Here is a 20,435-nt window from a genome sequence, read left to right as displayed (position 1 = left end):
TGGCTCAATGGGACAGTGGACTAAGTCCACTGTCCTTATTCAAATATATGTGTTGGTTTACATGCTGTATCATACTTGTTCACGGGATTTAGTCGACAATCACCGCAAAATACAGGTGAACCCGGTAATTTATATGTTAAGCAACATGTTTTACGAATTCTAACGATGGTTTTATCTTCTTTTTCAATAAATTTAAAGCAATTTTTGATTGGATTATAATCCTTTCCAAATACCGATCCAGGTGCGTCCATGACAATATAGCGAAAATCTTCACTGGTAAACGGACTCATGGCATCTTCTTGTTGGAGACGTGACTCATATAACCAATAAATATAGGATGCCACGTTTTCCCAAAGAATCGATTCCGGAATTTTTGTTAATGTTGAAAGTGATTTGTGGAGAAGAGACAGATTATCTTTAAACAATTTTTGTAGAATGTTATCCCGCCATACATTTCTTTCACCAGGTTCAAAACTTTCAAACGACATTTCCTTTATATGAAGCGAGTAAACGCCCTCTTTAGATAATTCGACAAAACTATTAGAACCGCTTGCGTCAATACCCTTTTGAAAAACTGTCATTGAATACAATATGGGAACAAGTAATGCAAAGCTATAATTCTTGGATAATTGAGCTGCAGTAATCACTCTTTGGGGAGACTGCAACCGTTCTGTTAAATCATCTATCACTATTGATAGGTTCTCCCGATTAATCAGCCACGAATCCTCTGTCGCTGCCTCACTCGTTAACGCGGAATTATTAATCAAAAATTGCAATTCCACATCATTTAACATCTGTAATGCCATACAACTTTCCAACTTTCTATTTTCCTTCTGTTAGTCTTATTATATCTATGGTGAAAATCATTATCAATTGTAAAAACTTCCTAGTCTGTTCTTGATATTTATAAATATTTGTTATGTAAGCACAAATTATTGAAATAGGAAGAGTAAGTTTTGATAAACTCAAAGGATTTTACTGTTTATTTGTTGAACTATATATAAAAGTCAGCACTGGAGGTCAGAATTGTTGAAGAGTAAATATACTTTTATAGGTTTATTAATTATTTTGTCTATACTTCTGTGTGCTTGTTCTGGAAATAAAGAAGAAATAAAAATAGATAAGAAAAATTCTTTAAGTACAATATTTATTCAAAAAGTGGTAGATAATTCTTCATCCGAAGAAATGACGAAAATTGTTAAAGACAAAAAAATGGTTAAAAAAATATTGTCGATGGTTGAAGGGCTTAAAGTTAAAAAGTCAGATAGTCAATACATCTTTGATGAAATGAAAACTCAAAACACTTATTCATTTAACTTTTTTGAAAGTGAAAAGATACAATCCGGAAAAAAAGTTCCTTATGCTTTTTACGTTTTGAATGACGGTACTTTTGTCTTCACACACAATGATGTCGGATCAATAAAGAAAACTCGCATAACAATTGATAAACATAAAGATTTATTTAGTAAAATGAAACAACTTTTAGAAATTAATTTCTAGGAGAATTGTTCAGCATGCAGTTATTTTATCGATTATTATAAAAGAGGGAGTAAAATCGGTGTGAAAGACAGTCAAACCAAGAACAAAAAACAAAATAAAATTCAAGGCTTGTATAGGAAGATAAAACGGCAGAATAGCGAAAATAAAACGGACTTCAAAATGGGAAGAGTTATTGTAAGCTTTTTAATTTTTTTATGGTTTTTACTTTTAGTTTTGAATGCAATTTTTGATTTGTAGATTTGTTTTACCGAAATGTTAGGAGGTAAGCGCTTGAGAAGAAAAGTATCAGTTTATTTACTGTTGATAATATTGCTCGTTCTAATTTTTCTTGCACTAGGTGGAAAGAACTATTTTTCAAAAAAGGCCGATAAGGAGTACTATAAAGGTACAGATTCTCAAATAATAGTGGATGAAAAGAAGCATAGTGAAGATTGGAAAAAAACTTGGATTATTGCACATGATCCTAATAATAGCCCTTCGGAAAAGTTTGAAATTATTATTGAAGATAAAAATACATGGAATCTAATTAATATAAATAACAAATATTTTGCTTCGTACGAAAAAAAGGGATCTATTGAAAAAGTAAACGATAAAAAAACTCCCTATCAATTAATACAAATTGTCTATCCGGATAATCCGGACAATGTACCACTTAATTAATGTTTGAAGAAGGTTGGAAGATATTACGAAATATTGAAGAGAGTGGATCCATATATGAAAAATGACGTGATCGATGGTTGGTTTTAGAAATATCGCTCTCCATGATTATCAGGAGATCCGTATAGTGATTCTGCAAAAAATCATAGACAATCACTTAGTTGATTTTATGCAGTTCACTAAGACTATACTGTTATAATAGATTTTTAATTTTGAACATGTTAAGTATAAACTATAGTAAAATTGGAATTTTGAAAAAAGTGATCATTCCCTCGGTCATCTATTTTTAGTTGACCTTTTTCAAAAACTTAGCTAAATCCTCTAAATTATTTGTTTCAAAAATAGGTCCCTTTGAGTCAAATAATATATATACAACAGCTGAGGATTTTATCCGCTAATTAAACATTTTAAATATTAATGCAATTATATAAAGCGGTACTCCGACAATTAACATTCCGGATAAAATGTAGCATATGCATCTGAAAACAAATTTAAAAGAATCATAGATTGCTCCCGCCAAGTCATCAATAAACTTCTTCATTACCATCCCCCTAATAAAATTTGATAATATTTCACAAAACTTCTATAAATACGGAATCATAGTATCTCCATTAATTTTCCTAATACTTTTTTGGTTACAATAATTCTTTAACCCACTTCTCAATTTTTTTATCTTATACGGGAAACTTAGGATAACGGAAAAAAGATATTCCTATTTTCAAAATTACCAATATTCATCGTATGGTTCAATCTATACTTTTACTAAATTGGATATTGTAAGCCATCCAATCTTTAATCGTAATTAATGGAGCAATATAGCACGGGATATTCATTCAGCTTAGTTTTTTCTTATTTATTTTCCCCTTTTGGAAATAGTAAAAAATATATTGATTTTTTATGCTTTAAATGATAATCTTTCTCAATGGAGTGAACTATTTTACATACAGGAGGCTATCATGAAAAAATATTTAACTTTTATATCCATTTTATTCATTATCTCAAGTGTATTAATCGCTTGTGGAAATCAAAAAGATACATCGAATGATAAGAAAAAATCAGCCACAGTAACGGTAACAGATGCACGTGGAGAAAAGGTAGATATCCCTGCCAATCCGAAGCGTATCGCTGATATTTCAGGGTCAAGTGAAGAATTAATTATCTTAGGTCACAAATTGGTCGCAACAGCCAATTCTGATTCCTATGACTATACAAAACCTGCGCCATATATTAAAGACGAACTGAAGGATGCAAAAATTGTCGGCTACTATATGGTCGATAAAGTCGATGTCGAGGCGATTCTTCAAACTCAACCCGACTTAATTATCGTTAGCAAACGACATCTTAAAAGCGTTGATCAACTGAAAAAAATTGCTCCTGTCATCGTCCTTGATGAAGGATTAACAAAGTGGAAACAACGATTTAAACAAATCGGAACAATATTTGGTCAAGAAAAAGAAGTAAATGATTGGCTTGCTAAGTATGATGCGAAAGCAAAAGAAATTGGAAATGACATTAAGAAGAAAACAGGTAAAGGTACCGTATTAACTTTACTTGCGGATGAAAAAAATACGTACACATTCGGAAATGAAGGTTTAGGCCAAATCGTTAATGATGATATGCAGTTACCAAGACCTGAAGGTGCATCCAAGGATACTGGTACTTCCCAAATCAATTTAGAAAACATCTCGAAGTTAAATCCTGATGTACTAATCGTCGTCAGTTCCAAAGGTGCACAAGCTGAATTAGAGAAAAGCTCAATCTGGAACGGCTTAAAGGCTGTTAAAAACAAAAATGTTTATTACTTCCCTAACCAACCATACTTCGGACAATCATTTTTACCAATCGGAAAAGATAAATTACTCGATGATTTAAAGGAAAAAATGGCTAAATAAAGTACAAAGGCGAAAGCGCCTTGCTCATCGACGTAAAAACTGGAGGGACTTTGACTGAGATAAAGGAAACACGATGAGCCTGTAAGGCGAATCGATGTTGACTTATCGTAGGGAAAAGTCCTGAAGTTTTCTAGTCGATAGGCGCTGGAGCTAGACGTAGACAGTTTATGTAAAAAAGCGATGCGTATAATTTATTATTCCCACGAAAAATCTGAAGAAAGATGTTTGCCAATCATGGTGAGCATCTTTTTTCATTAGAGTTAATGCCTTAGAGAAAAAATTTTTATATGATAAAATAGATTAGGATTTAGTAACTAATAAAGGATGTAGGAAATATGGGGCATAAAGCACCCTCAAATAAAAAGAATAAACCATTCATAACAAAAAACGGAAAAGCATGGATCATACTAGTCGGAGGTTTTCTTTTATTATTGCTTTCAATTATTGCGTCCATCTCCATGGGAGAAGGAAAAACAAGCGTGGCAACGATTGTTAATTCTTTCTTCCATTATAATGAGGATAATATCGTTCACCAATACATAAAAGAAATTCGTTTACCACGTGCCTTAGCTGGTGTATTTGTTGGAATCTTTTTAGCAATTTCAGGAGCGATCATGCAAGGGATGACGCGAAACCCGTTGGCCGACCCTTCCATTATGGGGGTCATGGGCGGCTCTGAATTAGCGATTGCTATTGTGTTCGCTTTTTTCCATGGAAGCTCGTATATCTTTCTGCTTTTTGCCTCCTTTATTGGGGCAGGAATTAGTGCAATGATTGTCTTTTCAATCGGTTCCTGGACAAAAGGCGGATTAACACCTGTGAAGTTAGCCCTTGCAGGTACAGCGATCGGAACGATGTTTAGTGCATTATCAACGACCATTGCGATTCGATTTAATGTTGCTAGGGATTTAAGCTTTTGGTATGCAGGCGGAGTCGTTGGTACAAAATGGTCAAGCATTCCGTTTATTCTCGTAGTGGCCATCATCGGAATCCTGATTGCCCTCTTTATTTCAAAAAAAATCAATGTATTGAGTATGGGGGAAGACGTTGCACTAGGACTAGGAATCAATGTGTTTTGGACAAAGCTGCTAGGATCATTAGCCGTTGTCCTTTTAACAGGTGCCAGTGTTTCCATCGCTGGAATGATTGGCTTTATCGGTTTAATTATTCCGCACATTACCCGATTTATTGTCGGTTCGAATTATCGATTGATCATCCCTTGTTCAGGTATACTCGGAGGTCTTCTTTTAATTTTATCAGACATGCTTTCACGAGTGATTAATCCGCCATATGAAACACCGGTCGGAGCCATTACTTCTTTAATTGGTGTACCTTTTTTCCTTTACCTTGCTAGAAGAGAAGGGAGAGGATTGTGATGAAACGAAAAGGAACGATCGTGTTTGGCATTCTTCTTCTTTTATTGATTGCCGTCTTTTTTATTAATTTATCATTAGGGACAATTAGTATTTCCCCCCTATCTGTCGTGGCTACTTTGGCGGGTTATGGAACTAGTCAAGATGGAATTGTATTATTTGATTTCCGACTTCCGAGAATTGTTATCGCATTGTTAATAGGAATTGGTTTAGCGATTTCAGGCGTTATCTTACAAGGCATTACAAACAATGATTTAGCAGACCCGGGTATTTTAGGGATAAATACAGGTGCAGGACTTTTTGTTGTTATCTTTATTTTTTTCACAGAGAATACTGTTATTAAGTCATTCAGTAGTTATCTTATGCCATTGGCTGCTTTCGCCGGAGCCATTATTGCGATGTTTCTTATTTATGTTTTGGCTTGGAAAAATGGGATTACCCCTAAGCGGTTGATTCTTGTCGGAATCGGAATCAATTCCGCATTCAGTGCTCTCTTAATTATTTTTCAGCTCAAAATGACCAATCAAAGCTTCTCTGAGGTGATTACTTGGTTATCGGGAGACCTTTGGGGAACAAATTGGGGATTTGTTGTAGCCATTTTACCGTGGATTATTGTGCTCGGTTCGTTTGTATGGATAAAATCTCGTACACTAAATGTGTTGCGACTTGGTGATGAGTTATCTGTAGGGATGGGGATAAAGTTAGAACGGGAACGCCGTATTCTTCTTTTTGTAGCTGCCGCTTTAGCCGGTGCATGTGTTGCTTTTGGCGGTGGTTTAGCCTTTATCGGATTGATCGCACCTCATTTAGCGAAACGAATTGTTGGTCCCCTACACCAAATCATGATTCCAGTCGCAGCGTTAATTGGAGCGTTAATTTTATTGATTGGTGACACGATTGCCAGAAACTTCTTCGGACCATCGGAAATTCCCGTTGGATTGATTGTATCTATTATCGGAGCTCCATATTTTGTATATTTATTGGTGAAAACAGCATAAGGATTTATCTTTTTAACGTTTATATTTGTCCAAACCGGGAACATATAAACTATAAAGGAGATGATTTTTCTTGAGTAAAAAAATTGCAACAGTGATTACAGACATGTTTGAGGATTCCGAATATAGTGAGCCTACAAAAGCCTTTCAAGAGGCAGGTCATACTGTCGTAACGATTGAGAAGGAAAAAGGAAAGAAGATAACAGGAAAAAATAAGGAAGTAGAAGTCACAATCGATGAAAGTATTGACTCGGTAGATCCAAGTGACTATGATGCCTTATTTATTCCTGGTGGATTTTCACCCGATCAACTTCGTGCGGATGACCGCTTTGTTCAATTCGCCAAAGCGTTTATGGATGAAAGAAAACCTGTGTTTGCTATTTGTCATGGTCCACAATTGCTCATAACTGCAAAATCACTTGATGGCAGAGATGCAACAGGTTATACATCAATCAAAGTGGATTTAGAAAATGCTGGAGTTAATTTTCATGATGAAGAAGTCGTTGTGTGCGGTGAACAGCTTGTCACGAGCCGAACACCTAAAGATATCCCCGCATTTAATCGTGAAGCGTTGAAGCTTTTGAATAAATGATGATTGCTACCTTATCCCGGCTATTGCCGGGATATTTGTGTTTAGGGATCATCGATTTGAATGTATACAACATCAGATCTGGTTGATGATTATGTACCTTCTTACAAATTCCCTGAGATACCTGTTTACGATTTTTCATTAACGATATACCTCGTCACCCACTTATGAGGTACTTCTTTCGTATTATAAACCTAGGATGTACCTCATACACCTCCTTTGAGTACGGAGCACATTTTATTTACCTTTTACGGTAGAGCTTATCCCTCTCGATGATGTTTCTCGCAGATCAAAAAATCTGCCTACTTCACTCCGAAATCCCAATTTGACAGTCCCAATCGGTCCATTCCGGTGTTTCGCCAATATCACTTCCATAATATTCTTTTCCGCAGAACGTTGATGATAATAATCGTCCCTGTATAAAAAGGCAATTAGATCCGCGTCCTGTTCGATTTGTCCGCTTTCACGCAAGTCTGAAAGAATCGGTCTCTTATCCTCCCGCATTTCGACCGCACGACTTAGTTGAGAAAGTGCTAACACCACGACATTTAATTCCCTTGCCATATGTTTCAAGCCTCGGCTGATCTCGCTTATTTGTGCTTGTCTATTATGTGCTAACTTTGGATTGCCAACAATGAGTTGCAAATAATCGATAATGACGATCATTTTTTCTTCTTGATTGTTTCTTCTCACTTTGCGAACTTTGGACCAAATATAGTTAAGGTCCATAAACGGCCGATCAAAGATATGTAGATTCGCTTCGGCAATCTTTCCCATCGCACGTGAATAGTTGGACCAATCCTCTTTTTCAAAAAATAGCTTTGGACTCTTTATCTTCTGAGAATCGATTCCCCCTAAGAAGCAAGCTATCCTGGTTAGGAGCTGTTTCGTCCCCATTTCCAATGAAAAAATCAATGTACGATGTTTTTTTGCTGCATCGAAACCAATGTTCAAAGCAAGAGCTGTTTTTCCAACACTTGGACGAGCACCGATTACGATAAAATCTGAATCCTGAAAGCCACCAGTTAATCGGTCAAGGTCGCTAAAGCTAGATTCAATTCCAGTTATTTCGCCTCGATCATTTTCACAATCAGAATACATTTCCACTAAGTAATCTTTGATTTCTCCTGTATCTGCATCATCCATGTTGTCTCCAATTTCCATTAGATGCTGGATCCCTTCTTGAACGGTTTCGGAAAGGTCATCATCATAAACTTTATCAATCAACCGTTCTGAAATTTCAATGGTCTTTCGTTTTTGATAGTACTTTTTGACAAGATTTTGATAAAAGGCAAAGTTGGCAGTCGTAGGTACACTGTTCTTTAGACCAACTATAAAGCTCATTCCACCTACCATTTCCAAATTATCCGGACCAAGCTGTTCATGGATTGTGATAAAATCTATTGGAATTCCTTTTTCATGTAACTGCTTCATTGCATTAAAAATAATCCGCATGTCACTTGAAAAAATCATGTGAGGCTCTAATGTGCAATCATTCATTAAATCGTTCTCCAGTAAAATCGCCCCAACAACAGATGCCTCCGCTTCATAATAATATAATCTATTATCTTGCATCATGAATCCCTCCCTTGAATTCCTAGTACTTTTCTCAATTTCGCTAATTCATCCGTAATCACGTCTTCGCTTGCCCTTTTGTTTTGAAAATGCAGTTTTGGAACGGTGTGTTCATAACTTGGAACAACTCGTGACATCGACGCAGATTTTCCAATGATATCTGCAATTTTCGGTGGATAGGTTGAGCTTTTAACATATTGAATAAGATTCTCTTTTAATTCCTCAAAAGGGAAAATAATTAATATTTCATACCAGCTATCGACTTTTTCTTGGCTTATTTCAAATGAATCGTAATACTCAGCAATTAACTTTAGTAACTGAAAGGTTTCTCGTTTAGTCATGTAAATCAAAATCCTCCTCACGCCATTTTTGTTTTCCGCCTTTTTGGTTTAAATAGGACTCGAATTTTGGACCAAACAATGTTTCAGGTCGCAAGTATTTGCACCAATGTGGGTCAAATAGCCATTCATCGGATTTTTGATCAATCACCTTTTTAAAATCATTTATGCGGAATCCTTCCTTCCATCTTGCTTCGATGTACTCCTTTGTTTTTTTCGTAGTAGATTTATAGGACGCATTTATTTTTTGATTCAGATAATCAATGATGTCGGCATAAGGTATTATTTTATCTGAAGAAGTCTCTGTAGTAATCTCTGGTATTGCTTTAGTCAACTCGCCCTCATCGATGGAGCAAGTTGATTCACTCAATGGTTCATTTTGGTCCGTAGATGGGTCAATTTGATTCTCTGTTTCTCCAAGTATTTCGTAATTAATTGTGTACCATTTTGTTTTGTCCATTTTTGACTGGTTAAAATTAGCGGATTGAAGATATCCCTGCTTTTCTAATGAATTGATGACCCGTTTAATCGTACTTTCAGACCAGAAAGGGAATTGTGCCTGCCACTCTTTGTATGAATTGTAAACCCACTTTTTCCCTTCCTTTTCATTAGAGCTTAACTGTAGCCAATAATGGATTTGCTGTAATACAACTGCTTCATTCATGCCGATTCTCACCGCCAAAGATGGAATGACCATCAATGGGTTATCGTTAATTAACAACTTGCTCATTTCCTCTCCTCCATTCGTCTTGACCCTTCCATCGGGTCAATCGTTTCACCTTTTATATATAAATAAAGGAGAAAATTTGGTACCCTTCTTTTGAAAAAATTTTTATATCGTTTTTTTAGAGCATAGAATCCAGTTCTTTCGGGGTTTTCTTGTTTGTGGATCATAGAATCTTATTTGTGACTCATAGATTTTGATTTGTGCATCATACTTTGGGGTTTGTGGAGCATAGCCGCTGGTTCTTTTCGCGGTTTTTTTGTTTGTGGATCATAAAATCTTGTTTGCGACTCATAGAATTCAGTTTGTGCATCATACTTTAAGATTTTTGGATCATGGCCGCCGCTTCTTTTCGAGGTTTTCCTGTTTGTGGATCATAAAATTTTATTTGTGACTCATTGAATTCAGTTTGTGCATCATAGCATCTTAAAAAATAAATGGGACACTAGATAAAATCTACTGTCCCAAAATTACCCTTATTAATCCATATCTATAATTATTTCAGAAAGGATTGGAGTCTCCTTATATGTATATGGCTCCTTATATGCTTTAAATACAAATTGCAATCCAGAAAGATCATCAGGTAGTGGCGGTGACACAACAAAATTGTAGCTGAAGTGTCCACCCGAACCCCCTCCGTTAGTCATTCGACAGTCATATTCTTCTATGAACAATTCCCAAAAATGGTGACGACGAATATGATCATCATGAGAATCTTTTGTATCATCCCAATCAATCGTAAAGTTTACTACAGTTGCATTATCATATTGGCGCATGAAGGCCACCGAATAAAAATATTCATCCTTCGCAACGGATTTCATTAGCGAGACATACTTTTGAAATTTATTCGGTTCAACTTGAGGTCGAAATGCTTCGTCATTTCTTAATGTGCCAAACACATCGTGCAACAAATCTTCGTAAAGATTATACTTATCGGCCCACTCAGAAATATATTTTTTTGGTGGGAAGCCAGGATTAGCATTTGATACGTCTTTCCTCTGTTGGATTAATGCACAAATCTGCTCATCAATTTGGCGGATATTTTCATCATAATGTTTGGTAGGTCGTTCAAATGGTAAGCGTTTCATCTTTTTCCTCCTTTGAGTATCTCATGAGGTCCACTGTCCCTATCTTAATAAATCGTTCATCTCTATTCTAGCTTCATCCAGCAATGGCAGCCGTGTAGAGGGAATCAAATCGATATTTAATGTGGATGCAATCGGCTGAAGAATCGGATACATTTCTTCCTTTATAAAAATCTCTTTAGGTATCGCACCTAAATTTTTTATTAAATGAATAAACGATCTCTGTATCTGTTCATCAGCGTCCGTAGGTCCTGTAGTATCATGATGAATAATTAAACCGTGCATCTTTTCAGCACAAAAAATAAATATTGGGTAATATGGACGCATTCGAGGCTGATCTTGAACTGGAATCGGACCAGGTGAAGCATCAAATTCCAACGGAACCGGATATTTCCCCTTTAATTTGCTAACACTTTTTAGTTCTAATTCGCTGATTAATAAAGGGACATCCTTTGTTTCTTTGTTATAAACTTCAGGAATATAACAGCTTTCCCAATCTCCGGTATCCAAATCGATACTTCGTGCAAAAAAATAACCTGGTTCCGCATCAAGGATACTCGGATCATGAAGCACACTTTTGCAAATAACAAGGGCTTGTTCGAGAACGACGGAAAGAATTCGAACTTCCTCTTGGTCAAGCTGCCATGGATAATACCCTGGCGTAAAGCTGCGGAACAGCGGCCACTGTTTTTTCCCACGATAAGAACGTCCATGGTCTTTCAACAATTGATAATCTGCTGTGTCCAATTCATTTCTATCTGATAGGCTAAAAAAGATGGATCTCTGTTCAAGATATGTTTGTTCATCAATATCATCCGCATATAGCTTATTAATAAATTCCAACCCTTCCATACCGATATAGACTGCAAGTCCATATTCCATCCCACCTGCTCCCATAACGGAACAGTACATATTATCGTTTTCTATCGGATCTATTACAGCAAAGAGCTGATTATCATCCATCCATCGCCACGGTTGGAGTTGTTTGAACTCTTCAGCAAGAGATAATAGCTTGGACCAACTAGCGCCGTCGTCATTTTCTTCCTCTTCACTTGACAAGTGACGAAATTCCTCATTTATATATTCCAATTCCTCTTCATTATCAATAGGTTCAATTTCTTCACCAGAACCTCTGCTATCCTCATTCGGTGTACCGCGCATCACTTTTAAACATCGAGGATAGTGAACACCTGGCTCGACAGGAAGGATTTTTTCTAATACGATTTCATGCTGCCAATTGTCGCCAAAGTCGTATGTATAAATACATCGATCTTTTTCAGCAACAAACCAATCTTGTAGCTTTTCTATTCTTTCATCATAATCATTTTCCGCAAAAAGTCCTTCTTCATCATTGATACCAATTGTTAACGGAAGTTCAATTTGTACCGAATTGGTTTTCTTTAAATCAAAATCATGAAGATGTGTGTCCGTCCAATCAAAAGCAATTTGAAGTATTTGATGAAGATCGTGAAAAGTACTGTTACTATGAACCTGAATCCGCCGCCAAATTGGGGGCTTCATTCCTTTTAATGTCACTTTAAATTGAAGAATCATTTAACGACCTCCTTTATTTGAATATTAATAACGGCTAAAATTCCATTTAGATTCCAAAAAATGTCGTTCTTGTTAATTCTATTCTAGATAGGTATAATAAAATTAATGAATCATAAGGTATACAAATAAAGGCACTGGCTGGAACCAGTACCTTTAGAAACAGCATACTGCAAGAAGTGCAGTGGCATCAAGTAAAAATGCAAGCAAAAAAAGTAACTCACATTCTCACTCTGCCGGGCGAGGGTGGGTTACTTTTTTTGTGTAACCGCGATTACTACGACGATTAAAGAAGCAACTATTAACATCAGCTCTAATGCGTCTTATAAAGTATTCAGCAGTAGCACCCTCTTTCAATAAGGGATTACCACTGCCCACCCTGCCGTAATACTGTTCTTTTTATTATATCAGATCCAATAAACGGCTTGAATAATAACACAAAATTCTAATTAGCATTTTATAAAAGGTTTTATCAAAGATTGTCAGCAGATTCTACCTACTCTTTGTTAAACTTTAATATTGATTTATAAGTATATTTAAGGGAAACCGTGATTTATAGGGGTTTCCCAATCTCTTATAAAATAATAGCTAAATATTATTTCATACGCTTTTCTAAATGCTTCAATTCCTCTAATTCTTTGTTTGTTGAGTAACTTTTTTGAGAGATATTATCCTTACTTTCTACCCAATAATGATAAGTAACTTCTGGTTCATTTCTGAAAACAACACCAATATAGTATGGATTTAGATGTTTAAATCCGTCTTTGCGGTGAGGAATTGTGGAAATTGTCCATTCTTCATTTGGATAATGCTCTTCTAGGTATGGTCTTAGTAAATTCACTTTCTTGTCAATTTGTGCGTCTATCCAAAAAGGGCGAGCAGCAAAAAATATACAATAAGCTACAAATAGAACTAATGCTAATAACCAACCAGCTTTTCGCCATCTACCTTTTAAAAAGATTGCAATAATTATGGTTGATACAATTACAACTCCAACAATCCTTAACTCTATTATTTCTTTTGATTGCATTATTCCTATCCTCCTTTAAATAACCATCCTGAATTAAACATTGCCTTTTGAAAGACGTAAACTGTCATATGTGTCAGTCATTTCAGATACAAATGATGTTAATAGAAATTCCTTAATATGTTGTTTGGGAAGCATCCATTAATGAATATCTTCTGCTTAGTAATGTTTCGTGAATATCTATTAATTTCCGTGGAAATATCGGATTTTTCCTGTTAAAAATCCTTAAGACGACATATTTTGCTGAAATTTAATAGTTATAGTCGTCAAAAACTTCAAAAAAATCACTTTCAAACTCTTCTTGATCCGGATCACTAAGCCTCTAAATAGTGGTCCAATGCTTCAATCGTTCGTTTTAAAATCGCTTCATGTTGTGATTTACGATTAATGAAAAAGTATCCATATATGGATTATTATCAGCGATTTCAATAAGATATTCGAGGCTATTCAGAGTTATTTCACCCCCAAAGCAAATCCCATATTGTCTTAGTCAATACTTTCATTTTAACTCATCATATCAGAGTCAATATTTTTAGAAAAAGATAACATTCGTGATCTATCTTTTGGTTGAAGACATAAATGAATAATGGTTTTTGTTTAGGGAAAAATTTAACAAGAGGTGATGACTTGTTCTTTTTATTAAACATACTTGGTGTATTGATCGTTGCCGGACTTGTTTTTCTTTGTTCACCAGCTAAGCACAAAATAAAGTGGCGCTCTCTTCTTAGCCTGTTTATCGTTGAACTCCTAATTACTTGGTTCATGTTAACAACTTCAATTGGGACTTGGATTATTAATAAAATTGCCGCTTTCTTTTCTTGGCTAGTATCATGTGCCAATGATGGAATTGCCTTTGCTTTTCCTTCGGTGATGGCAAATGACACGATTGATTTCTTTTTTAGCGCTTTGATGCCGATTATTTTTATTGTTACTTTTTTCGATATTTTATCTTATTTTGGAATTATGACTTGGATCATTGACAAAGTAGGGTGGGTCATTTCGAAAATTTCCGGTTTACCAAAGATGGAAAGTTTCTTCTCGATTCAAATGATGTTTCTTGGAAATACGGAGGCTTTAGCAGTTATTCGGGAACAGTTGATTGTATTAAAAAGTCAACGCCTGCTCACTTTCGGCATTATGAGCATGAGCAGTGTCAGTGGTTCCATTCTCGGAGCTTATTTGTCCATGGTTCCCGCTGAATATGTGTTTGCCGCTATTCCGTTAAATTGTTTAAATGCGTTATTATTAGCAAGCATTTTAAACCCAGTTGAGGTTAGTAAAGAAGAGGATATTGTTTACGTTCCGCCGAAAGAAGAGAAAAAGGATTTCTTCTCTACGATTTCAAACAGTATGCTAGTTGGCATAAATATGGTCATTGTCATTTTAGCAATGGTTATCGGCTATGTTGCAATAACATCATGCCTTAACGGAATACTCGGATTCTTTGTACATGGATTAACGATCCAAAAGATTTTCGGCATCATTTTCAGCCCTTTTGCCTTCCTCTTAGGATTAGGGACACACGATGCGATGTATGTTGCATCCTTAATGGGAATCAAAATTTCAACCAATGAATTTGTCGCTATGATGGACTTAAAAAACCATTTAAAGGACATGTCTCCACATACGATTGCTGTAACTGTTACGTTTTTAACCTCATTTGCCAACTTTAGTACAGTCGGCATGATTTACGGTACATATAATTCAATTTTTGGAGAAAGTAGCTCAAGCATAATCGGGAAAAATGTGTGGAAGCTTTTAGTTAGTGGAATGGCAGTCTCTTTACTCAGTGCGATGATTGTCGGATTATTTGTGTGGTAGAGACAAGGGGCCAGGGTCGGACCCCTTGTTCCGTTTAAGGTAAATATCTTCTTGCTCCTGCTAATTCTTCGAAATATCCTTTCGTGTTGACTGGAATGATTTCGACATTTTTCTTTGAGTTCGGTGAGTGGATCATCATTCCATCTCCCGCATACATCGCTACGTGATGGACGCTTCCTTTTCCGTTATCGTGTGCAAAGAAAAGCAAATCTCCTGGTTGTAATTCATTAAGATTAACTGGTGTGCCATTTTTGGCTTGGACACTTGAGTCTCTTGGAATAGTGATTCCATGGGATTGATACATAGTAAATGTAAATCCTGAACAATCAAATCCAAAACCGCTCATTCCTGCCCATAAATAATGCAACCCAAGAAATTTTTTGCCTGTTTCAACTAATTCTTTACCTGTTGGCGTTGGAATATCAGCTTGTGAGTGATACATTTGAGCATGTTCTTTTTTTATAAAAGCGAGTTTGCCATTTGGTTTACGTACTTTATAAGCGTTTTTTGTTTCTCCTTCATATGGAAGGCGAGTATTATAGCTAATTTCGATTTCTTTCTTTTTAAAAGACGGTGACTGATAAAGAAAAGTTGTTGGTTCAGAGATCATTACAAACGATTGATCGTCTTCCTTTGCGAACTTTTTGTTAAAAGTAAGTTGGGAAGCTGGCATCCAACCTGGATATCCTGTCTCATTTCTTGGTGTTGGTTGGCCTTCAATCGCTACTTTCACCCAATCGCCTTTTCTTTCAAGTATGGTAACCTTATTCCCGTACAAGGCCTGAGTTTCCAGCATTCCATCATCAGATAACTGTAATTGTTGTTCAAGTGTCATAGATTTCGTCCATTTTCTCATATCGACCGGGTTTGTAGCTGAAGGAGAATCAACTGGGCGTAAAATATTGGGTGCGGTCCAAAGTGTCGCTACAGAGACGTCAATATAAGCTGTCTCTCCCGACTTTTTCCCTTTTGCTTCTGTATTTGTAGGATTAATCAAAACAAACCCTACTAGAAAAAACGCTGCTATCGATAATACGAATCGTTTCATTCCTAATTCCTCCCTTTTTTTAAAATTATCAATGAAACTATTAAACTGTTTTCGCTATGTAATTAGCGATATTTCGATTTGTGACGCATAGAATCTTTTTTGTGGATCATAGATTCCGATTTGTGCATCATTCTTTCAAGTGAGTGGGTCATTCGTCACCTAAAGTACCGAGCCAATCCCAGGCAGATCAGATAGTTGAATGTTTTCCCCTTTATAAGTCATTACGTCCGGTTCTTCGGAAAGCCACAGGGGTGCATCTAGATCAAAGTATTTTACATTTGGATGTGCAGCGGCAAAATGTGCGGCGGCTGCTACTGAAAGAGTTGGCTCCATCATGCTGCCGATCATGCAGGCAACTCCATTTGCTTCGGCGATGCTCGCAATACTCCAGGCTTGAGAGATACCACCACATTTCATAAGTTTGATATTTAATAGATCAATATAGTGGCCTGTGACAAGTTTAAAAGCATCTTTCGTAGAAAAAAGACTTTCATCTGCCATGATTGGCGTTGCTACTCTTTCCGTGACGAATTTCAGACCATCAAGGTCATAGCTAGCAACGGGTTGTTCGATGAATTCAATATTAAACTGTTTTTCTTCCATTTCTTTAATTAGTTGTACCGCTTGTTTTGGCTTCCATCCTTGATTAGCATCAAGACGAAGCATTATCGTATTAGGAATAACCGAACGGATGGATTCAATGCGTTCAATATCAAGCTGAGGATTTGCCCCAACTTTTACCTTTAACGTTTGAAATCCATCATCAACACACTTTTTAGCATCTAATGCCATTTTCTCCGGTGTATCTACTCCAACAGTCATACATGTTGTCAAAGTGCGTTTGTCACCAAGAAATGCATATAGTGGGATGTTCAGCAGTTTGCAATAGGCATTATGCAATGCAATATCTGCAGCCGCTTTTGCACTCGTATTCCCGACACAGCAGGTTTGGATTCGCTGAAGAGCTGTTTGAAAACCGTTAATATCTGTACCAACCAAAGAAGTTTTTATTGGACCTGTTAATGCTGCTTCAATCCCCTCCGATGAGTCACCCGTGATAACAAAGGTTGGCGCAGCAGCACCTTGTCCGATGATGCCATTCTCTAGTGTTAAAGAAACTTCAATATTCTCAATTTCAGTTGCAGTTCTTAATGCTGTCTTGAAGGGTACACGCAACGGAATATTATGACGCTTGATTTGTAAATCTTGAATAATCATACAAAGACGCTCCCTTTCATTCATTTAATTTGAGGGGATACCAGGCAGACCCGTTATCCCATTAAAAAATACTTAAAATTTTTGCAACAACCATTCCAAAATAAGTTCCTAGGAATGAGCCAATTAATGCCATGATTACGCCGATTGGGATTAGGGCGCGGCTGTAGGCTGCTGCTAGCATTGGTGCGGATGCCATTCCACCGATATTGGCCAGACTTGCTACGCCAAGTGTAAATAGATCATATTTAAAGAGTTTTCCTAATAACAGCATGATGATTAAATGGATCAACATAATTAAAAATCCTGAGATGAGATAAATTGGTGCTTGTGCGATATTTGAAAAATCGGATTGTGAAGCGATTAAAGCAACAATGATATAGAGCATCACATTAGAAACATCGAGTGCACCCGCAATTTTTGCAACGGGTGTTTGTCCTAAAATTAACCCGATAACTGAAGCAATCATAATCGTCCAACTTGTCCCATTAATAACGGCCCCTACTTCAGGAAGATGTTGCCCTGCGAAGGTAGATAATGACGAGATTAATAAGCCAATTCCAAGCAAATACAAAATATCTTGGAACTGAATCCCAGACTTTTCTTCTGAACTTGCCGCTGCTGCTTCTTCAAACCCTTGCTGTATAAAACCTGTATCTGCTTTTGTCCAACGATTAAACTTACCTGCAAATGGAACGAGCCAAAACATGAACATAACCCAAACAGCATAATTGATTGTATCCATCATTAATGCATAACCGAAAATATTCTCCGGTACTTTCAAAATTCCTTGCAGGGCAACCATATTGGCGGACCCGCCTGTCCAACTGCCAGCGAGAGCTCCGAAAGCTTTCCACGTATCCTTTATATAAAAATGTTGGAAAGCAATATAGACAACGACAAAGCCAATTAAAATACTGACAACTGCTACTAAAAAACCACCTAACATTCTAGGTCCTAGCTTAAATATGCTTCGGATGTCACATTTTAATAGCATGATTGCCAACATCGCCGGAAGCAGTGCCCCTTTTACATTTGTATAAACGGATGCTGTGGAGTCGTTATGTGCAAACAATCCACAGGTTTGCATGATGGCAGAACCGATATAAATAAGAACGATGCCCGGTATAAATTTGAAAAATCGATTGCCGGAAAACTTTTTCTCAAATGCAACCATTAAAGCTGCAAATGCCACCAAAATACTTAGATACATAAAACCATCAGTAATCATAAATTTATATCCTCCTTTAAAAGACAAAAAATCCAGCCTAACAATGAAAAGTTAGACTGGATTTTGCCTAGGTTTATTTAGACAAAGCAGTAATAGCATAATATTTTTTTAAGGCATCCTGAAAAGCGACGATCATCGCCTTTTGGGAAGAACCAAAATAACGATTCGAAATATCTTCTACAAGTGATGGATCATCGATATGACGGCCAATGAAGATTGCTTGGACAAATCTTCGTGTTAAATCTACCGTCGCTGAACAATCCACATCAATTATTTTTCCCGTTGTTCGATTAACAACTAATGCAAGAAAATATTGACTGAATTTCTTAGTGATCGGGTTGTTTTGCGAAGACTTTGCATCTCCGGTAATAAAAATTGCTTCTTTCTCATACATGCTAATGGTTTCCTTTCAATTTTAATAACAGGCGATACAAGGGACAAACAAGGGATACTTGTTCAAAGCTTATACCGTGTAATCGTTTTCAAAGGAATATTATTAATATATCATTATTTTCGCTATCAGACAATAGGAAATATTTTGTCTGTAAAAGGACAATGGATCTAGTCCACCGTCCTGCTATGATAATTCACTTTCTGTCACCCATTTATGGTTCATGACCTCTTTGCCTCCATTGGTTGGCTTGTAGTCGACCATATATACAGTTGTTTTTTCCGCAGAAACAATTTCAGCTTTTGCACCTTTCATTCCCTTCATATGATCGGCTTCAATGGTAACTTCATCTCCGGGTTTGAACGTTTTACCATCTGCATTTTTTATTTCTTCTTGAATCACCCATTTGTGATTTTCCACTTTCGGTCCGCCAGTTGTCGGCGTGTAGGAAATGATATATGCTGTCGTATCATATGCGCCGACAATTGTTGCTTCTGCGCCTTTCATCCCCTTCATGTGGTCTGCTTGAATGGTGGCTTTACTTCCCACTTGAAATTTCGGATTCGCAGCAACTTTCAACCCTTTAGGGATTTCACTTGAACTGGAATGATTCATATCCATATGTTCCTCGGACTCGGAATTTGATTTCACATGTTTGTCCGGCTCTTTAGTAGAAGAACAGGCAGCAATCGAAATTGTTAAAATGATCACGACAATACTTAATATGTACTTTTTCATAATATCCTCCTCAAGTTTGCTGTTTAGGAAAAAAGGTTCCCTTAACTATATTTACCTTAAATAAAATCGGTAAACATACAGCCTTTTTGAGATGGAATTCTTTATTCGTCGATCCGGTTCAATTCCTTTGTTTTTGTTCAAACCAGCGAAGTGCCTTTTTCTCCATTTCTTGTACAAAAGGTTTTTTCGCTTGGCTGTATTCTCTAGTGAATTCGAACTGCTGGGCTAACTCATCTTTAAAGCGACTATATTTAGAAACTTCCTCTGGATGAGCACGCAAATAATCTCGAAAGATTAAATGTCGATCGATTTGAGGGTTGTCATACTGATAAAAGTGGATATGATGTGTACGATTTTCCCCACCTTTTCTAAATAATCTTCTCCCGGGAATTCCCCATTCACCTGCTACATCGTAACCTAATGAGTCCATTTGTTGATTAAAAGAATCGATCCTTTCAATGTCCTTTACGATACACATCATGTCGATAACAGGTTTAGCCTTTAGCCCTTTAACAGATGTACTGCCAAAATGCTCACATTTGATGAGTTCATCACCAAAAATAGCATATAGAAATTGTTCTTCCATTTGAAACATTTTAGCCCAATTTTCATCAAAGTTAGATAGGCGAACTTTTATGAGATAACCCCCTTTCTCTAGTTGTCAAAAAGAGGCTGGGACATAACT

The 20,435-nt window shown here is 36.5% G+C and carries 21 protein-coding genes and 1 pseudogene; 8 read left to right on the top strand and 14 right to left on the bottom strand.

Annotation, left to right across the window (positions count from 1 at the left end):
* Window positions 1–35: 35 nt before the first annotated feature.
* Window positions 36–806: an IucA/IucC family C-terminal-domain containing protein gene (locus B5V89_RS16880; RefSeq protein ID WP_142406537.1), complete on the bottom strand. Its 771-nt coding sequence runs from the start codon at window positions 804–806 to the stop codon at window positions 36–38.
* A gap of 223 nt (window positions 807–1,029) precedes the next feature.
* Between B5V89_RS16880 and B5V89_RS16875 the strand changes: the two genes are divergently transcribed.
* From B5V89_RS16875 to B5V89_RS16865, 3 genes and pseudogenes are all read left to right on the top strand, one after another.
* Complete coding sequence (locus tag B5V89_RS16875; RefSeq protein ID WP_108073133.1) at window positions 1,030–1,500, top strand: hypothetical protein; 471 nt, start codon at window positions 1,030–1,032, stop codon at window positions 1,498–1,500.
* Between the two features lie 270 nt (window positions 1,501–1,770).
* Complete coding sequence (locus B5V89_RS16870; RefSeq protein ID WP_066232399.1) at window positions 1,771–2,160, top strand: hypothetical protein; 390 nt, start codon at window positions 1,771–1,773, stop codon at window positions 2,158–2,160.
* 70 nt (window positions 2,161–2,230) lie between these two features.
* Window positions 2,231–2,356, top strand: a pseudogene (locus B5V89_RS16865) (HepT-like ribonuclease domain-containing protein); the annotation flags it as partial.
* A gap of 195 nt (window positions 2,357–2,551) precedes the next feature.
* On the opposite strand, the gene B5V89_RS20220 reads toward B5V89_RS16865, so the two are convergent.
* Window positions 2,552–2,698: a hypothetical protein gene (locus tag B5V89_RS20220; protein WP_170112422.1), complete on the bottom strand. Its 147-nt coding sequence runs from the start codon at window positions 2,696–2,698 to the stop codon at window positions 2,552–2,554.
* Window positions 2,699–3,113: 415 nt separating this feature from the next.
* Between B5V89_RS20220 and B5V89_RS16860 the strand changes: the two genes are divergently transcribed.
* The 4 genes from B5V89_RS16860 (at window position 3,114) to B5V89_RS16845 (ending at window position 7,009) form a co-directional block, all read left to right on the top strand.
* A complete protein-coding gene (locus tag B5V89_RS16860; RefSeq protein WP_108073132.1) occupies window positions 3,114–4,049 on the top strand; it encodes an ABC transporter substrate-binding protein in 936 nt (311 codons plus the stop codon).
* Between the two features lie 335 nt (window positions 4,050–4,384).
* Window positions 4,385–5,425 carry a FecCD family ABC transporter permease gene (locus tag B5V89_RS16855; RefSeq protein WP_108073131.1) on the top strand — a complete coding sequence of 347 codons (1,041 nt, stop codon included), beginning with the start codon at window positions 4,385–4,387 and terminating at the stop codon, window positions 5,423–5,425.
* Window positions 5,425–6,420: a FecCD family ABC transporter permease gene (locus B5V89_RS16850; protein ID WP_108073129.1), complete on the top strand. Its 996-nt coding sequence runs from the start codon at window positions 5,425–5,427 to the stop codon at window positions 6,418–6,420. The genes B5V89_RS16855 and B5V89_RS16850 overlap by 1 nt, the downstream gene beginning before the upstream one ends.
* Before the next feature lie 70 nt (window positions 6,421–6,490).
* Complete coding sequence (locus tag B5V89_RS16845; RefSeq protein ID WP_108073128.1) at window positions 6,491–7,009, top strand: type 1 glutamine amidotransferase domain-containing protein; 519 nt, start codon at window positions 6,491–6,493, stop codon at window positions 7,007–7,009.
* Window positions 7,010–7,243: 234 nt separating this feature from the next.
* Here B5V89_RS16845 and dnaB read toward each other — a convergent pair whose 3' ends face one another.
* The 6 genes from dnaB to B5V89_RS16815 form a co-directional block, all read right to left on the bottom strand.
* Complete coding sequence (gene dnaB, locus B5V89_RS16840; protein ID WP_108073127.1) at window positions 7,244–8,581, bottom strand: replicative DNA helicase; 1,338 nt, start codon at window positions 8,579–8,581, stop codon at window positions 7,244–7,246.
* Window positions 8,581–8,922, bottom strand: coding sequence for a replicative helicase loader/inhibitor (locus B5V89_RS16835; RefSeq protein ID WP_108073125.1), 342 nt, complete (start codon window positions 8,920–8,922; stop codon window positions 8,581–8,583). The genes dnaB and B5V89_RS16835 overlap by 1 nt, the downstream gene beginning before the upstream one ends.
* Window positions 8,915–9,649 carry a conserved phage C-terminal domain-containing protein gene (locus B5V89_RS16830; RefSeq protein WP_108073124.1) on the bottom strand — a complete coding sequence of 245 codons (735 nt, stop codon included), beginning with the start codon at window positions 9,647–9,649 and terminating at the stop codon, window positions 8,915–8,917. The genes B5V89_RS16835 and B5V89_RS16830 overlap by 8 nt, the downstream gene beginning before the upstream one ends.
* A 473-nt stretch (window positions 9,650–10,122) precedes the next feature.
* Window positions 10,123–10,731 carry a hypothetical protein gene (locus B5V89_RS16825; RefSeq protein WP_108073122.1) on the bottom strand — a complete coding sequence of 203 codons (609 nt, stop codon included), beginning with the start codon at window positions 10,729–10,731 and terminating at the stop codon, window positions 10,123–10,125.
* A gap of 39 nt (window positions 10,732–10,770) precedes the next feature.
* Window positions 10,771–12,282 carry a plasmid pRiA4b ORF-3 family protein gene (locus B5V89_RS16820; protein WP_108073121.1) on the bottom strand — a complete coding sequence of 504 codons (1,512 nt, stop codon included), beginning with the start codon at window positions 12,280–12,282 and terminating at the stop codon, window positions 10,771–10,773.
* Window positions 12,283–12,874: 592 nt separating this feature from the next.
* Window positions 12,875–13,309, bottom strand: coding sequence for a hypothetical protein (locus tag B5V89_RS16815; RefSeq protein ID WP_108073119.1), 435 nt, complete (start codon window positions 13,307–13,309; stop codon window positions 12,875–12,877).
* 624 nt (window positions 13,310–13,933) lie between these two features.
* Between B5V89_RS16815 and B5V89_RS16810 the strand changes: the two genes are divergently transcribed.
* Window positions 13,934–15,127, top strand: a complete 1,194-nt coding sequence (locus B5V89_RS16810) for a nucleoside transporter C-terminal domain-containing protein (protein WP_108073173.1) — start codon at window positions 13,934–13,936, stop codon at window positions 15,125–15,127.
* 34 nt (window positions 15,128–15,161) lie between these two features.
* Here the strand turns inward: B5V89_RS16810 and B5V89_RS16805 are convergent, their stop codons facing one another.
* The 6 genes from B5V89_RS16805 to B5V89_RS16780 form a co-directional block, all read right to left on the bottom strand.
* Entirely contained in the window at window positions 15,162–16,175 is a 1,014-nt protein-coding gene (locus B5V89_RS16805; RefSeq protein ID WP_108073118.1) for a C40 family peptidase, read from the bottom strand.
* A gap of 159 nt (window positions 16,176–16,334) precedes the next feature.
* A complete protein-coding gene (locus tag B5V89_RS16800; RefSeq protein ID WP_108073117.1) occupies window positions 16,335–17,393 on the bottom strand; it encodes a dipeptide epimerase in 1,059 nt (352 codons plus the stop codon).
* A gap of 61 nt (window positions 17,394–17,454) precedes the next feature.
* Window positions 17,455–18,621: a DUF819 family protein gene (locus B5V89_RS16795; RefSeq protein WP_108073116.1), complete on the bottom strand. Its 1,167-nt coding sequence runs from the start codon at window positions 18,619–18,621 to the stop codon at window positions 17,455–17,457.
* A 73-nt stretch (window positions 18,622–18,694) separates the two neighbouring features.
* Window positions 18,695–19,015, bottom strand: coding sequence for a DUF3870 domain-containing protein (locus B5V89_RS16790; protein ID WP_108073114.1), 321 nt, complete (start codon window positions 19,013–19,015; stop codon window positions 18,695–18,697).
* A 183-nt stretch (window positions 19,016–19,198) separates the two neighbouring features.
* Complete coding sequence (locus B5V89_RS16785; protein WP_108073112.1) at window positions 19,199–19,750, bottom strand: YdhK family protein; 552 nt, start codon at window positions 19,748–19,750, stop codon at window positions 19,199–19,201.
* 118 nt (window positions 19,751–19,868) lie between these two features.
* On the bottom strand, window positions 19,869–20,387 hold the full coding sequence (locus tag B5V89_RS16780) for a GrpB family protein (protein WP_108073110.1): 519 nt from the start codon (window positions 20,385–20,387) through the stop codon (window positions 19,869–19,871).
* Window positions 20,388–20,435: the final 48 nt, after the last annotated feature.

This window comes from Heyndrickxia sporothermodurans (genome assembly GCF_003055045.1).
Taxonomy (GTDB): domain Bacteria; phylum Bacillota; class Bacilli; order Bacillales; family Bacillaceae_C; genus Heyndrickxia; species Heyndrickxia sporothermodurans.
Note: the sequence above shows the minus strand (reverse complement) of the source record. Positions and strands in the feature narration are given on the sequence as shown.